Raw genomic sequence first — 17,193 nt, 5'->3', positions numbered from 1 at the left:
TTACCCCTGCTTTTCTGCGATTAGTGCTTCAATGTTGGCAAGTAATTCAGCCTCTTGGAATGGTTTACCCATATAGTGAGTCACACCTAAGCTAAATGCGCGTTCACGATGTTTTTCACCGGTACGCGAAGTAATCATAATGATTGGCAAATCGCGATGTATATCATGGTGACGTACCAAGTTGGTTACTTCGAAACCATCCATACGAGGCATTTCAATATCTAGCAACATCAAATCAGGACGGACATTTTCAAGCTGCTCAATTGCATCCACACCATCTTTGGCCGTTACAATGTCATAACCTTGGCGTTCAAGTAGACGAGACGTTACCTTACGTACCGTTACCGAGTCATCGACAATCATAACGAGGCGACGTGCATTACCTTGACGGCTAAGATCACGTTGATCGATTGATTGCTTAATGCGTTGAGTAGTTTGAATCTGACGTGCAATATTTTGACCATCAAGAATCAAACATACCTGGCCATCACCCAAAATCGTTGCACCAGCAATGGCACCGACACTGGTAAACTGCTGACCAATTGGTTTAACCACAATTTGCGAGCGTGAACCCACAAGCTGATCTACCAAGAGCGCAATGGTTTGCCCGCTGTTACCTTTGATTAACAGGACTGGCAGTGAATGTGCCACATTGCTTAAACGTGGTACTGGCTGGTTACCTACAAACTCAGATAAATAACGCAGTTTGTAATTAGTATTGTCAATTTTGAAGAAGTCTTCTTTACCATTGAAATAGCCTTCTAGCGCTGACGGTGCAATACGAACAATACGTTCAATTTGTGCAAGTGAAATCGCATATTGCTGATCACCGGCTTTCACCATCAAGGCATCGCTGACCGCTACAGTTGTTGGTACACGAATGGTAAATGTCGTGCCTTTGCCCATTTCTGAGTCTACAGATACATGGCCACCCAACGCTTTAATTTCACTTTGTACAACGTCTAGACCAACACCACGACCTGAAATTTGGGTCACTGCTTGCGCAGTTGAGAAACCTGGATGGAAGATTAATTGCAGAATTTCTTGTTTATCTAAGAATTGGTCTGCTTTGATTAAACCTTGTTTTAAAGCTTTTTCTTTAATCTTCGCTTCATCAATCCCTTTACCATCATCACTGAACGATACCAATACGTCTGTACCTTGACGGCTAATATTCAAGACAATATTACCCACTTCTGGCTTATTCAATGCCAATCGCTCAGCTGTATCTTCTAAACCGTGGTCAATCGCGTTACGTAGCATATGCTCAAACGGAGTCACCAAACGCTCTAGAATGGTACGATCCAATTCACCTTCTGTATTTTGTACCACCAATTCAGCTGGACGGTTCAAGGTCGAAGATGTTTGTCGCACAATACGCTGTAAACGCGGTAGCAAACGATCAAAAGGCACCAGTCGCGTACGCATTAAGCTTTCTTGAATTTCTGATTGAATACGTGATTGTTGTAATAACAAACCTTCAGCATCACGGATTTTTTCAGACAATGTACTCTTAAAATCGACTAAGTCCGACGCAGATTCTGCAAGTGATTTTGATAATTGGTTAATGGATGAATACTGATCCATTTCCAATGGGTCGAAATCGGCATAACGCGAATTTTCAGAACCGTGCTTAGCAATAATTTGCGACTCAAGCTCACCATCCATTCGACGTAACTGATCAGCAAGACGCTTAATCGCCAATTCCATTTCATTGAGGGTATTCCCCAATTGCCCCAAATCCATCTCAATACGCGAGCGGTTAATCGAGTTCTCACCAGACAAGTCAATCATCTTCTCAACCAAGTCAGCTGAGATACGAATCATTTCATTGCTGTTATCAGTATTACTTGCTTCGGCCCATTCACCTAGCATTGAAGGTGGTTCGACACCATCACCTTGAATAAATTCAAAGCCTTTAGTCACAATACCTTGATCAATTTCAGCAACACGATTTGGCAACTGAGCCGTAACGTCGACATATTGAATGGATTCAAGACTTAATTTAATGCTGTCAAAGTTACTATAATCTTTATTGAAAATAGCTTGTTTTAACCAGCTTAAGGTGGTTTTTAATAAACCATCGTAGGCATTCGAGTTGAAATGATGTACCGCAAATTGTTCAAATGTGGTTTCAACTTGGTAGGCAATCGACGCAACAGGTTCATTTTCAACCATACGTGCGCCACCTTTAATACTGTGGGCTGCACGTTGCAATTGAAGTAATAAGTTACGGTCACTACGTTGCTCAATCCAATGATTTAGTAATTGGGTCGCTTGTTCTAAAATTTCTTCCGATTCTTCAAGGAAGGTTTCTTCCATGACTGCACGAAGGTCATCGTCAACATCTTGTCCATGCTCAGCAACAGCATGCTCTAAGATCTCAACAGCTGAATCTTGAGCAATTTCAAGCTCTGATAGAGACGGTTGAGGCTCATCAACAACTTGTTCTGTGTTTACAGTATTGCTATCAGCAAATTGCTCCACAACAGAAATATCATCAACAACCGCGGCAGGCTGATCAAACTGTTCAGCTGGCGCTTTCACGTCAACATGTGATACCTCACCCGAAGAAATCGATTGGATATTCTGTAAAATATCGATGACCTGATCTGCTGGATAATCAATTGCTTCTTCACGAATCGTTTGAATACGATCGGCAATATCATCCTGAACCAAACGAATAATATGAATTAAGCTCGGGCTCACACTGATTTGCTGGCGAATAATCCGTTCATAAATCGACTCTAGCTCATGTGCAATTAAACCTACATGTGATGCTGAAATCATGTTTGCACCACCTTTCAGTGTATGCAAATAACGCATGAGGTTATTCAGCGCCGCTGTATTGCTTTGATCACGTGTCCATGTACTGAGGTCTTGGTCAATCCCAACCAATAATTCTTCAGCTTCTTCAATAAAGATATTTAATAAATCTTCATCAAAATCACGGTTAGCAGCATCTGATTGCTTTTGTTGATGATCTTGCTGAACGCGCTGACTCAATAATGCAAAATCAACGCCTTTGACAGCAGTTGAAGTTGAGGTTTGAACATCGTCAACACCATGTTCAGCCTGAGTCACTGGTTCTACAGCTTCAGCTACCTCAACAACATCGGCAGACTTAAGCTTAGCAAACTGTTCAATATCTTGCTGAACATATGCAGTTAATTCAGCTAAGAATTTCTGTATATCTTCACTTAAAACTACACGTTGACCTGCTGCCAATGTGTCAAATAACTGAATGAACTCTTGATGTGCTTGAGCAAATAACTCATATGCATAATCAGCGTGCAGTAATTCAGGCTTTTGAATCAGTGCTTGATATGCAGCATTTAATTCTGTCGTAAAGTCATGAATACCGACTGACGCACGTGTATTGGTATGATCAGCCAATTGCTGTGCTTGCTGACTCAACGTTTCAATATAACTTGGGAATTCTGCGAGTGCGCGTTTATCAAACTCAAATTCGGCATCTAATAATTGATCAATATTTAATTCAATCAACTTAGAAACCAAGCCTTGAGGATTGTCTTCTGACTCTAGATGTTCTTGACTTGCAAAACCATAGTCTTCCCAAGCTTTGTTGAATGTTGCATATATCGATTGTAAGTTATCAGTATTTCCAGCACGTAATACATGTAAATAATCACGAACAAATTCAGCATATTGAATTAACAATGCAGCTTCTTTCGATGATGAAACAATCTCTTCTTGTAGTAATGTTTTAAATAAGTTCTCTACTTTTGAGCTTGCTTCAAAAATTTCATCAATTTGTGCCATCGATGAACTTCCACGCAATGTATGTAACGCGCGGATTAAGCCATTATAGTCCTGTGATTTTGAATCTTCGGTTTGTAAGAACTGATCAATTGTTGATAGATACTCTTCTGCTTCTTCAATAAAGATCGTCAGGGTTTCAGCAACCAGAGCATCATCAAAGTCATCAGCATTATCTATTTGTTCCAGTTCATTCACTACTACAATTGTTTCAGGCGCAGGCGCTACTTCAACAGCTTGATCAACAAGCTCTAAACCTGTAACACCATCTTCACTGTTTAAGCTATCTGCTAAACCAAGCAGCTCTTCCAATGCTGGCTCTAGGCTCATATTTTGTTGTAATTGCTGACCTAGTAAAACCAATGGACGCAAGTCTACATCCAATTCTGCGACATTTTTGAAGCGTGGATAAAGTTTGTATTGATAAACGTTTAAAACAGTTTTAGCAAATTTTTGAACTGTAGGTGTTAACTGAACTGAACCCGCAATCACACGATTGAGTGTATCTTCAACCGCCCAAGCCGATTCACCTGCCGATTTCGCCCCGACCATACGACCTGAACCTTTCAGCGTATGGAAATGGCGACGAATAGTCGTGAGGGTTTCTTTATCTTGTGGATTGTCTAGCCAAGTTGTAAATAGACCATCTAATTCAGCGAAGATCTCTTCTATTTCTTCAACAAAAATCTCAAGAATTTCTGCATCTTGATCAAGATAACTATCTTCAGGAAGCGTAGTCGTTTCAACTAAATTTTTTAATATTTCTTTCATAGCTAAGGCTTCTTATGTTTTGCCACCAAGAAGGTTGCTCAAACTTAATTGTAACCATCACGCAAGACTCAACCGTGGGTCAAGTTCATCTTGTCGATGTGTTATCTGTAATCGATGTAGCGTCCTACCCTAAAGTAGGACACCACGATAATGCGCCTGACTTATTCTGGAAGTTTAAAGTCAGATACAGATTCACGTAATGATTCGGCCATATTTGCCAATTCAGATACCGAACGTGCAGTATCAAATGTTGCAGTCGTTGTTTGCGAGGTAATTTCCTGTACAACGTTCATCGTTGTTGCAATATGACCTGCAGAAGCAGACTGAAGTTTTGCAGCATCCGAAATGTTTGCAATCAGTTTTGCAAGGTTACCCGATACAGACTGAATTTCATCAAGTGCAACGCCGGCATCCTTAGATAAGTTCGCACCACGTACAACCTCGGAAGTCGTTTGCTCCATCGAAATTACAGCTTCGTTAGTATCGGTCTGAATGGTTTTTACCAAGCCTTCAATCTGTTTGGTTGCAGATGCAGAACGTTCCGCAAGACGCTGTACTTCATCCGCTACCACGGCGAAACCACGACCAGCTTCACCAGCCATCGATGCCTGAATAGCAGCGTTCAATGCCAAAATGTTTGTTTGGTCGGCAATATCGTTAATCAAGGCTACGATGTTACCAATCTCTTGAGATGACTCACCTAGACGTTTAATACGTTTTGAAGTTTCTTGAATCTGCTCACGAATCGTATCCATACCTTCAATTGAACGGTTTACGACATCTGCACCATTTGCAGCAATTTGTACTGAACGTTCTGCTACCACCGCTGACTCTTCTGCGTTTGAAGATACTTGGTCAATTGACATTGCCATTTCGTTAATCGCAGCAGAGGCACCAGCAATCTCTTGCGCCTGATGCTCAGATGCTTCAGCTAACTGGTTGGTAATACCCTGAGTATTCGCCGTATATTGTGCAACCTCTTGCGATGTTTCAGTAATACGCGATACCAGGTCACGTAATTGATCAATCGCGAAGTTAATCGAATCGGCAATCGCGCCCGTGAAGTCTTCAGATACCGTTGCGTATGAACGTAAGTCACCGTCTGCAAGATCGGCGATCTCGTCAAGTAAACGCAAAATCGCATTTTGGTTACGGTCATATTCTTCTTGTAAACGACCCACACGGTGTTTATCTGACTGACCACGTAAAGAAAGTAATTTGAATACACAGATCAAGAATGCTGTTAATGCAAGAATTAACAATACCGCTGGTAAAATCGTTTTAAGACCAGTATTTGAAGACAATTGGTTTAAGTTTTCTAATAACTTATCTGACTCAGCAAAAATTTGAGAAGACGCTTTACGTACGTTCACAATTTGCGAAGAGTTTTTCAGAATTGTTGCAGCAGCTGATTTAAGTACATCATCGTATTCAGCTTTAATGCCTTCTAAAGACTCACGAAGTTCTGGGCTTTCAATACGTTGTACACCCAACTCAGCACTACCATTTAATTGTGCTTCTAAGTAAGAACCAAATGTTTCAGTATCGGCACTGAAGTCATCTGCAGATTCACGTGAACTGTCTGAACCAGAAAGTACAGAACTGATCGAACGTAAAATACGTTCCGCAATAAACACCTGGTTTTTCGCAATAACCACCTGGTTTGACGGCATGTCTTGACGTGCCATTTGGTCAACCATCAAGTTATATTCAGCCTGAATCCCTGGAATCGTTTCACCGATTGCAATGTTCGTGTCGTATAGCTTGTTAATGATTTTTTGTTGCGACGTAATTAAATCAATACTTTTTGATACTTCAGCCCACTGAGTATCAACTGATTTCAATGCATCAGTATTGGCGTGAATATCTTTAACAGTTTCTAAGTTTTCTTTGAAGCTGTTTTGCGATTCAATCAATTTCTTCATTGAATCTTCAGTACCTGAAGCGGTTGCTTCAGTTGCCTGACGAGAAATCGTTTGCGATAGAAGACGTAATTCACCAAGACTACGTGTTAATTCGTTCCCACGAGGTACACTGTAGAAGAGATAGAATAAGATGAGTGTTGCAAACACCAATGAACCAATCGCACCATAAATAAATGGTTTAGATTTTTCACTGTCCCCAAATACGCGTGATAATTGATCTGTTTGTGACTGCAATTTTGCCAGAAAAGCATTACCGCCTTTACGACTACCCGTGCTTTCACTCGTATTTTTCTTTTTAAGTTTAAAGCCCATTCAGCTTCTCCCCGATTACGCCTTCTTTCGTAGCTGCGCGATAATTAATTTATAAATTTTATAGATGCGTTCATATATTTTGGATTTTGCAGTAAACGACTGAAGAGAAATACATTCCACTGCTGGTTATGCTGGTGGAAATACCCCTGACAATATTCCTGTAAATTACTATCCAACTCATTATGTTTAGAAAAATAGCTTTTCTTATTAAAGTGCTGAATACCCAAAACTTGATCGACGACTAAACCGACATAATGGTCATTATGACTAATACATAAAACTTTCTGAGTAGGTGAAAAACTACTTCTGTGACCTGTTATATATTGTGCAAGGTCGGATACCGAAAGTAAGCGCCCCCGAATATTCGAAAGTCCCAACACCCATGCTTGCGTGTTTGGAACTGGCGTATATTTTGGTGGATAGATCACTTCAGATACTTCACCAAGAGGGGCAACGAAATATTGCCCCATCATCTCAAAAGCAATGCCTGACCATCGGTTTACTTCATTTTCTGTAGAAACATAGTTTTTGTTTCCACGTTTTGCTATTCGAAGTAATTCGATAAATCCATTTGCTGCCATAGAGCGTTATCCTGCATTGAGGTGTTGCTTAATCACATCAATTAATTGTTGTTCATCTACAGGTTTTGTTAGATAGTCACTTGCCCCTTGGCGTTTACCCCAAACACGGTCAGTTGCCTGATCTTTGGTGCTTACAATCACAATTGGAATGTGTTTTGTCGTTGCACCACGTGCGATTTGGCGTGTTGCCTGGAAACCGTTTACCCCTGGCATCACCACATCCATTAACACGAGGTCTGGAAGTTCGGCCTGCGCCATGGTTACACCGTCTGCCCCGTTCGAAGCTTCAATGACTTCAAAGCCATGTTTGCCCAAAATTTCCTTAAAACGGAATGTTTCAGTCGGTGAATCATCAACGATTAGGATACGTGCCATGCTTTTCCCCAATAAAAAATCTAATTAAGCTGTTACGTGGTTACGGATTGCATTCAGTAATTCATCTTTACTGAATGGTTTTGTTAAATATTCATCCGAACCCACAACACGGCCTTTTGCTTGATCAAAAAGACCGTCTTTACTTGAAAGCATAATGACTGGAATATTTTGATAATTTTGTGAATTTTTGATTAATGCGCAAGTTTGATAGCCATCAAGACGCGGCATCATAATATCGACAAATACAATATCTGGATTTGCTTCTGCAATTTTTGAAAGTGCTTCAAAACCGTCAACGGCTGTAACCACCTCACAACCTTCACGCTGAAGAAGTGTTTCGGCTGTACGACGGATGGTTTTTGAATCGTCAATGACCATGACTTTTAGATTTTGGAATTTATCGTCCATTTATTGACCCTACCCATTGAGGCTGTACAAACAATTAAGTTAGTAGCTTTATTCTTTACAAGTTGTGAACATTTTCAACATATCTTTACTTGCATTATCAACGAACAATTTCTGCGCGAAGACACATTTATTCTCATTTTTATTAACCGTTTCACACTTTCCGATGACCAACGATTTTTTTTTATCTTGGAATAGTTTTTAATTATCGCAATTGAGCATAATATAGCATTTTAATTACTTAAAAATAAGTAATTTAGTCAACTTTAAACTGGGGAGTACAATGTCGAGTCAGTTCAATAAAAAACTTACCTTCATTGGTCTGAAAAGCATCACAAAAAAAACGATATTGATGTTGTGCTTGTTTGCACAGGTTCCCTGTATTCAAGCTGCAACTACATCTGCTCAACAAGTTCAAAAAGCCACTTGGTATCGTTATTACGACAGCAAAGGTGTGGCCAATATTAGTACCAATGTGACACCTAATCACATCCGCTACGGTTATGAAGCACTTGACCAAAACATGCAAGTCATAAAACGTAACCGTCCATACAATGCTGAATCGGATGTTCGCCAAGCACCTCAACGTGCTGCACAAGCTCGTCAGCAAGATGCAGATTTAAAATTAAAAAAAGCTTATACCAATAGTCGTACTGCTGCAGCGAAAAAGCGTGATGCGTTGACCGGCATCCGTAAGCAAATTGTATTTGAACAAGAACAATTAAAACAATTACAAACAGATCGTGTATTATTTGTACGCCAAGAACGTGAATATTTCAGGAAAGGTGAAACTGTTCCTGCAAAACTAAAAACCACATTAAACAATAATCAAAAAAACATGGTAGCGAAAAAAGAATATATTCAATCGTTACAAACTCGCTATCGAAATACAGAAGCAGAATACGACAGAATTATCTCACGTTTAAAAGCGATGGAGTAAATTCTGTTATGCAATTGCTTTCTGTAGACAGCTGAATAAAAGGACCATTATGCAATCTGCACAGCCTTCATCTCATTTTTTTAAACTTAGTTTGCTTTGCTTAAGCCTAACATTGGCAGCATGTCAAAAAGATGAAAAGCAAGAAACGGTTAAAACACAAAATAAGATTGAGTTAATTCAGCAAGATTTAGTCCCGATTCAACAAGGTTCAGCGGTCAGTAAAACTGCCTTTACCGGCACCATTCGTGCCGTGCAACAAAGTAGTATTCAGGCTCAAGTTACGGCTACTGCAACCAATGTCACTGCTGAAGTGGGTCAACAGGTTCATAAAGGTCAAATTCTTGTCCATTTAAACAATCAAGATAATGCATCACGTCTTGCTCAAGCACAGGCCAATCTCGCGTCCACTCAAGCCCAAGCCAATCAAGCACGCTTGATGATGGAAAGAAAACAACGTTTACTGAATCAAGGCTTTATTTCCAAAGTTGAATTTGAGCAAAGTCGCGTGGACTATCAAGGTCAAATGGAAAGTGTTCGTGCACAACAAGCCAATGTAGATATTGCACGTAAAGCCAATCAAGATGGAACCATTTATAGCCCTATTAGTGGCGTAATTACTAAACGTGAAGTCGAGCCAGGCCAAACGGTTAGTGCGGGACAAACCTTGTTTGAAATTGTGAATCCTGACCGCCTAGAAATTCAGGCCAAACTGCCAAGTGATATGCAAGCCGCACTAAAAATTGGACAAAAAATTGAATACACGATTCAAGGGAATAGCAATGTACTAACTGCCAATGTCAATCGTATCTCCCCGATTGCCGATCAAACCAGCCGTCAAATTGAATTTTTTGCACAACCGAATGAAGCGATCACCTCTTTAAGTATTGGTTCTTTTGTTGATGGCAGTCTCGTTAGTGCCCAGTCCATAAGTGGTCAACAAATTCCCCTCGACACGATTCAAAATGTAAAAGACAACCCATATGTGTGGGTCATTCGACAAAATAAAATTGCTAAAGCACCTATTCAGATTTTGAATCAAAGCTACAGCAATAACACAGCGATCGTTCAAGGCTTGCAAAATAGCGATTTGATTAGCCGTGTAAAATTTAACGATGAAGATATTCAGCAAGTCGTAAGCATTGCCAAGAACTAAAAGAAAAAATCAGGATTGTTGTTATGTGGTTAACCCGAATTAGTGTGAAATACCCTGTTTTCACCATTATGATGATGTTCTGTCTGATGGTGCTTGGGCTTGCCTCATGGCAACGGATGGGTGTCGAGGAATTTCCTGATGTCGATTTTCCATTTGTTGTGGTTTATACCAATTATCCAGGTGCTTCGCCTGAGTCGGTCGAATCTGAAATTACCAAAAAACTTGAAGATCAAATCAACACCATTTCTGGACTCAAACAAGTCATCTCACAATCCAGTGAAGGATTATCAACGGTCATTGTAGAGTTTAATCTTGACGTATCTTCTTCAGTTGCAGCACAAGATATACGAGATAAAATTGCACCTGTGACCGCCCAATTTCGTGATGAAATTGATGATCCCATTGTAGAGCGTTACGATCCGACAGCCAGTGCTATCATGTCCATTGTCTTTGAATCCAAAGATATGAGCCTACGTGATCTGAGTTCTTATTTGAATCAACGGATTGTGCCTCAACTTCGTACTGTGCCCGGGGTCGGAACAGTCAATTTACTCGGCGATGCTCAACGACAAATCCGCATTCAGGTTAATCCTCAAAAATTACAAAGCTATGGCATTGGTATTGATCAAGTCATAAATACCTTAAAAGCTGAAAATATCGAAGTTCCAGGCGGTACGCTTAAACAAGCCAATTCAGAGTTGGTAGTCGAAATTAAATCGCGTGTAATCCACCCTTCAGCTTTTGGTGATTTGGTGGTTACCAATAAAAATGGTGCACCAATATATCTCAAACAAATTGCGGAGATTGAAGATAGCCAAGCTGAAATGGAATCGAGCGCCTATCTCAATGGCAAAACGGCTGTTGCTGTCGACATCTTACGCAGTTCAGATTCAAACGTGATTGAAGTCGTAGACAATACCCGTGAGACCCTTGCAGAGATTCAAAAACAACTCCCTAAAGGAACAACAGCCGAAGTCGTCGTCGATTCTTCAAAAGGTATCCGCGGCAGTATTAAAGATGTAGCGCGTACCATTATTGAAGGTGCCGTTTTGGCGATATTAATCGTCTTGTTATTCTTAGGCTCATTCCGCTCTACAGCGATTACAGGTTTAACTTTACCGATAGCTCTATTGGGCACGCTAACCTTTATTTGGATATTTGGTTTCACAATTAACATGATGACTTTACTCGCTTTATCTCTGAGTATTGGTCTGTTGATTGATGATGCGATTGTGGTCCGTGAAAATATTGTACGCCACGCCGATATGGGTAAAGACCATGTCACAGCTGCACTAGATGGTACCAAAGAAATTGGCCTCGCTGTATTAGCGACAACGCTCACTATCGTTGCGGTGTTCCTTCCTGTCGCTTTTATGGGCGGTATTATTGGCCGCTTCTTCTATCAGTTTGGTGTCACGGTAAGTACGGCGGTACTCATTTCCATGTTTGTCAGCTTTACCCTTGACCCGATGCTCTCTGCGCATTGGGCTGAAAAACATGACCCAAACAAAAAACCAGGACGTGTAAAGCGTTTCTTTAATTGGATCTCTGGAAAGCTCGATAACTTAAGTCATCATTACGAAAAGCTGCTCAAACTGGCTTTACGCTTCCGTTTCATTACTATTTTAATTGCTGTTGCATCTTTATTTGGTGCACTTGGTCTGTCGAAACTGATCGGGACAGAATTTGTCCCTGTGCCAGACAAAGGTGAAATTCGCATTAAATTTGAAACACCTGTTGATGCAACGCTCGAATATTCACAAGCCAAACTGAAGCAAGTTGATCAGATTGTTCGTCAACATCCTGAAGTCAAAGCAACCTACGGCGCAATTAATAGTGCTACAGATCGTGGTAAGAACCATGTGAGTTTACGTGTCACAGTTACCCCCCGTACTGAACGTAAGCAGAGTTTGACTGATTTAAACAACGAATTCCGTCAACGCTTGAAACATGTGGCTGGGATTACAATCACATCAGTCGCTTCAGCCGATGAAACTGTTTCAGGTGGTCAAAAACCGGTCATGATTTCTATTAAAGGCCCTGACTTAAACGAATTACAACGTATTTCAGATCGTTTCTTAATTGAGGTAGCAAAAGTAGAAGGTATTGTCGATTTAGAAAGCTCGTTAAAGGAACCAAAACCAACTTTAGGGGTTCACGTAAATCGTGTTCTTGCGAGTGATTTAGGACTATCAGTCAATCAAATTGCCAATGTAGTTCGCCCACTTCTAGCAGGCGACAATGTGACTACATGGAAAGACGACAAAGGTGAAACCTATGATGTAAATCTACGTCTCACCGAAGATCAACGTCGCCTACCCACTGATATTCAAAATATGTATATCACTTCTCAAAAAAACGATGGAGCTGGCTTACCTATATTGGTACCTTTGGCCAGTGTTGCGAGTTTTGAGCAAACTTTAGGTGCTTCACAAATTAATCGTCGTGATTTGGCTCGTGAAGTAATGGTGGAAGCCAATACTGCAGGCCGTCCTGCAGGTGATATTGGTGCAGAAATCAATCAAATTGAAAAAGACTTTGATTTGCCACCGGGCTATAGCTTTGTTACACAAGGCGCGAACAAAGATATGGCTGAATCCGCAGGCTATGCCATGACTGCCATTACCCTTTCAATTGTGTTTATTTATATCGTTTTGGGTTCGCAGTTCAATAGCTTCATTCACCCTGCGGCCATCATGGCATCACTCCCACTATCTCTAATCGGTGTGTTCCTCGCATTATTTGTTTTTAACTCCACCATGAATCTATTTTCCATTATCGGGATCATTATGCTCATGGGCTTAGTCACCAAAAATGCCATTCTACTCATCGACTTTATTAAAAAAGCCATGGATCGTGGCGTCGATCGTTACGATGCCATTATCGATGCTGGTAAGACGCGGTTACGTCCCATTTTAATGACTACCAGTGCCATGGTCATGGGAATGGTACCACTTGCTCTAGGGCTGGGTGAAGGTGGTGAGCAAAGTGCACCTATGGCCCATGCTGTGATTGGTGGGGTCATTACTTCCACTCTCCTCACTCTTGTGGTGGTGCCGGTTATTTTTACTTATCTTGATGACTTCCGTAATTTTCTTGCACGTCAAGCCAAAAAAATCATGTCATAATTGCAAAATCTAAATTGAGGGGACATTGAAAAATGTTCGCCTCATTTTTTATTGTATACTCTCTACTTTAACGCTTAATTTTTTAGGACAGTTTCCATGCGCGCGAGTCGCTTTTTATTTGCAACGTTAAGAGAAACCCCAAACGATGCTGAAGTTATTTCACATCAGTTAATGCTTCGTGCTGGGATGATTCGTAAATTGGCTTCAGGTTTATACACTTGGCTGCCGATGGGCGTTCGCGTATTAAATAAAGTTGAAGCGATTATCCGTGAAGAGATGGATCGTGCCGGTTCACTTCAAGTCCTAATGCCTGTCACTCAGCCTGCTTCGCTATGGGAAGAATCAGGTCGTTTTGTGCAATATGGCCCTGAACTGCTACGTTTTAAAGACCGTCATAACAATGACTTTGTTCTTGGACCAACGCATGAAGAAGTGATTACTGATCTTGCACGTAACGAGTTAAAAAGTTACAAGCAATTACCTGCGAACTTCTACCAAGTTCAAACGAAATTCCGTGACGAAATTCGTCCACGTTTTGGTGTAATGCGTTCACGTGAATTCATTATGAAAGATGCTTATTCTTTCCATGTGGATCAAGCATCTTTACAAGAAACCTATGACAATATGTATGCTGCATACTGCAAAATTTTCACTCGTTTGGGTTTAAATTTCCGTCCAGTCCAAGCAGATACAGGCTCAATTGGTGGATCGGGTTCACACGAATTCCATGTACTGGCATCAAGTGGTGAAGACGATATCGCATTCTCTACCGACTCAGACTATGCCGCGAACGTTGAAATGGCTGAAGCAGTACTTGTGGGTGAACGCGCTGCGCCAACCAAAGCACTCGAAATTGTAGATACACCTAACCAAAAAACTATTGCAGATGTCTCTGAATTCTTAAAATCAGACCCTGCACAATCAGTAAAAGCCTTATTAGTACAAGGTGTTGCTGAAGAAGGTAAAGCTACACCAGTTATTGCTTTATTCTTACGCGGTGACCACGAACTTAATGAAATTAAAGCTGAAAAGCATCCGTTAATTGCTGCACCATTGACGTTTGCTACTGAAGCTCAACTAGCTGAGCTGGGTTTAACTGCGGGCTTCTGTGGCCCACAAGGTTTAGTCGAAAAAGGCATTACAGTGATTGTTGACCGTGCTGCCTCAGTACTTTCAGACTTTGTCGCTGGAGCAAACCAAATCGATAAACATGCAGTCGGTGTAAACTGGGAACGTGATGCACAATTTACCGAAGTGTATGACCTGCGTAATGTTGTTGAAGGCGATCCATCTCCAGATGGTCAAGGTACGATCTTAATTAAACGTGGTATCGAAGTAGGTCACATCTTCCAACTCGGTCAAAAATATTCCGAAGCATTGGGCTGTAAAGTATTAGGTGAAGATGGTAAACCACTAGTCGTGACCATGGGTTGTTATGGTATTGGTGTAACACGTGTAGTTGCTTCTGCTATTGAGCAAAACTTTGATGACAAAGGTATTATTTGGCCGTCAGCGATTGCACCATTTGAAGTTGCGATTGTGCCTATGAATGCGCATAAATCTCCACGTACTTTAGAAGCAGCTGAAGCGCTGTATGAAGAATTAACAGCTGCTGGTTACGATGTATTATTAGATGACCGTAATGAACGCCCAGGGGTTAAATTCTCTGATATCGAATTAACGGGTATTCCACACCGTATTGTGATTGGTGAAAAAGGTTTGGATGCAGGGACATTCGAATACAAAGGTCGCCGTGATGAAGAATCAAGCAACCTTAGTAAAGAAGACCTTTTAGCAAAAATTGCGAAATAATCTTTACTCAGTCATAAAAAAATCCCGCTTAAGGCGGGATTTTTTTATGACTAATAAATTAACAAAATTTCAAATTTCCAAAACAGTTACGATATGCTGGCTCTAGCATAGTAATGTTACCTGCTGCTGCATTTCCGTTTTGAACCATGTTTGACATCAGACTTGTCAATGAATCATTAATATTCAGTGTAAATGCATCTTGTAAATACATTGACCAACCTTTATTCACTGCTTGAGCATAACCTGGATATTTAATGCCTTGATCTAATGAAGTTAAGGCGATTCCAAATAAACTAGAGTTAACATCTAATTGATGAACATTGTTTAAATTATAAGGCAGTAAATAAGCATTCAACGTATTTGTTAATAACGCACTATAATCTTTGTCACTCAAACTACCCTGTGCCGGAACTGCTAAATTTAAACCACTTAAAGTTTGCTGTTTCATATACGTTTGAATACCAGTTTCCAATAGTGGTAGTAAAGCATTTGAAATTCCTGGACTTGTTAATAAATTACATCCACCAAATATTGACTCTCCACAAGATTGATTAACTTTTAAACCTGCTACAACATTGTCTACCGTTGTACCTAATCCAAGATTAGCAATCTTAACTTGTGTTAGCCTTTTTCCATTTGCTATTACATCTGCATTTGAAGATGCTGATTTTGTATCAATGGTTAAATCTTTATAACGAACCTTAATACCGAGCAAATTTAAAATTTCAGCATCTTTTACACCCAAATAGCCAGTTGCCACGGTACCACTAGATGACATCCCATAGCCTGGTCCTGAAAATTTTGATGCCTCAGAATCGCTACAACCCGCAGTGCCACCTTGGCAAGTTACTGCAATGTTAGTTTGTGCTGAAATATTTAAGTTTGTTTTACCTGTTAAATAGCCACTAAAAGTATTTAATGTGCCAACACTCATTGGCCCTTCAGCTTTTTCCGCACCTAATCGCACACCAACTACTTGACGAGTCGAAGCTTGAGTTCCACCCTGAATAGCAAACTGGAAAAAAGGATTGGTCAATACAAAGTCTTTTAACTGATTTTGATTAGAAATATCATTATTATAATCAATCCCTTTCGGTTGCCCAGCAACTGTTGTCGGTAAAGTTATACATGTACCACTAGCATTTGCTACACATCCGAATGATAAATTTGAAATATCAATATCGCATCCACCAGCACCATTATCACCACCACAACCAAGTTGCAGCGTTTTGATATTGGTATTAAGTGACAATTCAGCGCTAATAGCTAATTTATAAAAATCAAGACCTTGACCCGTATCTGACTCTTTAACTAAATTTAATAAAGCCTGCCCATCCACTTCAGATAATGCTTGATCATCCATTGCTGTCATTGCAAAACTAGGCGTAATACCTAGCCACAGCGTCACTACAGCCGATAAAAATTTTATTTTCATTCCCTAGTCCCTATCTTTTTATTTTTAGCGTGGGGTAATACCTAAAGTACTACGCATGGTACCTCCAGTAATCGCGATGTCTGCTATTTTCTGCATAGTCGAACCCGACGGCGACATTGCCATTTCAGCTTTAAATGGTGTTCCCTGACCACCCGAAGCTAACGTAGATTTATAATTAAATTGTACTTGGTTATCTAGCGCTACTGAGTCACTCTTCATATAGATACGCCCATTCATACCTAAATGACCTTGCAGCTTGTTCAAGTTCAAACTAGATGTTTTAGTTCCTGATGCGCCCGTATCTTCATTACTAATACTAAGATAACTGCCTTTTTTCTTTTCATCAGATAGGTCAGCTGCACTGAGGGTATTAAATTCAAAGTTAGACTTGAACGACAGAAAGTTTGTCTCAGGTGTCGCATCCAAACTTTCCATACCAGGTATAACAAAGAGGTGGATCAGGAAATTTGAACAACACCTATAAGTGATATTTTGCTCCCCAAATAATGTTATAAACATCGATATAAGGAGTATTTTATGGCACGTAGACCAAGAAGAAATCATTCAAATGATTTT

General features: G+C 40.4%; 11 protein-coding genes. 4 read left to right on the top strand and 7 right to left on the bottom strand.

Going from position 1 to position 17,193, the window contains the following annotated elements:
* From FTV09_RS07855 to pilG, 5 genes are all read right to left on the bottom strand, one after another.
* Nucleotides 1-4,551, bottom strand: coding sequence for an Hpt domain-containing protein (locus FTV09_RS07855; RefSeq protein ID WP_180057788.1), 4,551 nt, complete (start codon nucleotides 4,549-4,551; stop codon nucleotides 1-3).
* 161 nt (nucleotides 4,552-4,712) lie between these two features.
* On the bottom strand, nucleotides 4,713-6,788 hold the full coding sequence (locus FTV09_RS07850) for a methyl-accepting chemotaxis protein (RefSeq protein WP_067764556.1): 2,076 nt from the start codon (nucleotides 6,786-6,788) through the stop codon (nucleotides 4,713-4,715).
* Between the two features lie 44 nt (nucleotides 6,789-6,832).
* Entirely contained in the window at nucleotides 6,833-7,369 is a 537-nt protein-coding gene (locus FTV09_RS07845) for a chemotaxis protein CheW (RefSeq protein WP_067764559.1), read from the bottom strand.
* 6 nt (nucleotides 7,370-7,375) lie between these two features.
* Nucleotides 7,376-7,744, bottom strand: coding sequence for a response regulator (locus tag FTV09_RS07840; protein ID WP_067764563.1), 369 nt, complete (start codon nucleotides 7,742-7,744; stop codon nucleotides 7,376-7,378).
* Nucleotides 7,745-7,768: 24 nt separating this feature from the next.
* Complete coding sequence (pilG, locus tag FTV09_RS07835; protein ID WP_004723803.1) at nucleotides 7,769-8,152, bottom strand: twitching motility response regulator PilG; 384 nt, start codon at nucleotides 8,150-8,152, stop codon at nucleotides 7,769-7,771.
* 349 nt (nucleotides 8,153-8,501) lie between these two features.
* On the opposite strand from pilG, the gene FTV09_RS07830 reads away from it, so the two are divergent.
* The 4 genes from FTV09_RS07830 (at nucleotide 8,502) to FTV09_RS07815 (ending at nucleotide 15,182) form a co-directional block, all read left to right on the top strand.
* Nucleotides 8,502-9,089 (top strand): hypothetical protein, encoded by a 588-nt coding sequence (locus FTV09_RS07830; RefSeq protein ID WP_373685038.1) that lies wholly within the window; start codon nucleotides 8,502-8,504, stop codon nucleotides 9,087-9,089.
* Nucleotides 9,090-9,138: 49 nt separating this feature from the next.
* Complete coding sequence (locus tag FTV09_RS07825; protein WP_067764569.1) at nucleotides 9,139-10,242, top strand: efflux RND transporter periplasmic adaptor subunit; 1,104 nt, start codon at nucleotides 9,139-9,141, stop codon at nucleotides 10,240-10,242.
* 23 nt (nucleotides 10,243-10,265) lie between these two features.
* On the top strand, nucleotides 10,266-13,370 hold the full coding sequence (locus FTV09_RS07820; RefSeq protein ID WP_180057785.1) for an efflux RND transporter permease subunit: 3,105 nt from the start codon (nucleotides 10,266-10,268) through the stop codon (nucleotides 13,368-13,370).
* A gap of 96 nt (nucleotides 13,371-13,466) precedes the next feature.
* The gene (locus FTV09_RS07815; protein ID WP_180057782.1) at nucleotides 13,467-15,182 is read left to right on the top strand and encodes a proline--tRNA ligase; all 1,716 of its coding nucleotides are present in this window, start codon (nucleotides 13,467-13,469) and stop codon (nucleotides 15,180-15,182) included.
* A gap of 58 nt (nucleotides 15,183-15,240) precedes the next feature.
* On the opposite strand, the gene FTV09_RS07810 is transcribed toward FTV09_RS07815, so the two are convergent.
* Both FTV09_RS07810 and FTV09_RS07805 read right to left on the bottom strand, forming a co-directional pair.
* The gene (locus FTV09_RS07810; protein ID WP_180057780.1) at nucleotides 15,241-16,617 is read right to left on the bottom strand and encodes a hypothetical protein; all 1,377 of its coding nucleotides are present in this window, start codon (nucleotides 16,615-16,617) and stop codon (nucleotides 15,241-15,243) included.
* Nucleotides 16,618-16,641: 24 nt separating this feature from the next.
* Nucleotides 16,642-17,052, bottom strand: coding sequence for a hypothetical protein (locus tag FTV09_RS07805; protein WP_180057778.1), 411 nt, complete (start codon nucleotides 17,050-17,052; stop codon nucleotides 16,642-16,644).
* Nucleotides 17,053-17,193 lie beyond the last annotated feature (141 nt).

Source organism: Acinetobacter sp. YH12227 (assembly GCF_013417785.1).
Lineage (GTDB): Bacteria > Pseudomonadota > Gammaproteobacteria > Pseudomonadales > Moraxellaceae > Acinetobacter > Acinetobacter gandensis.
The sequence above is the reverse complement of the archived record's forward strand: the minus strand, read 5'-3'. Positions and strand labels throughout refer to the sequence as shown.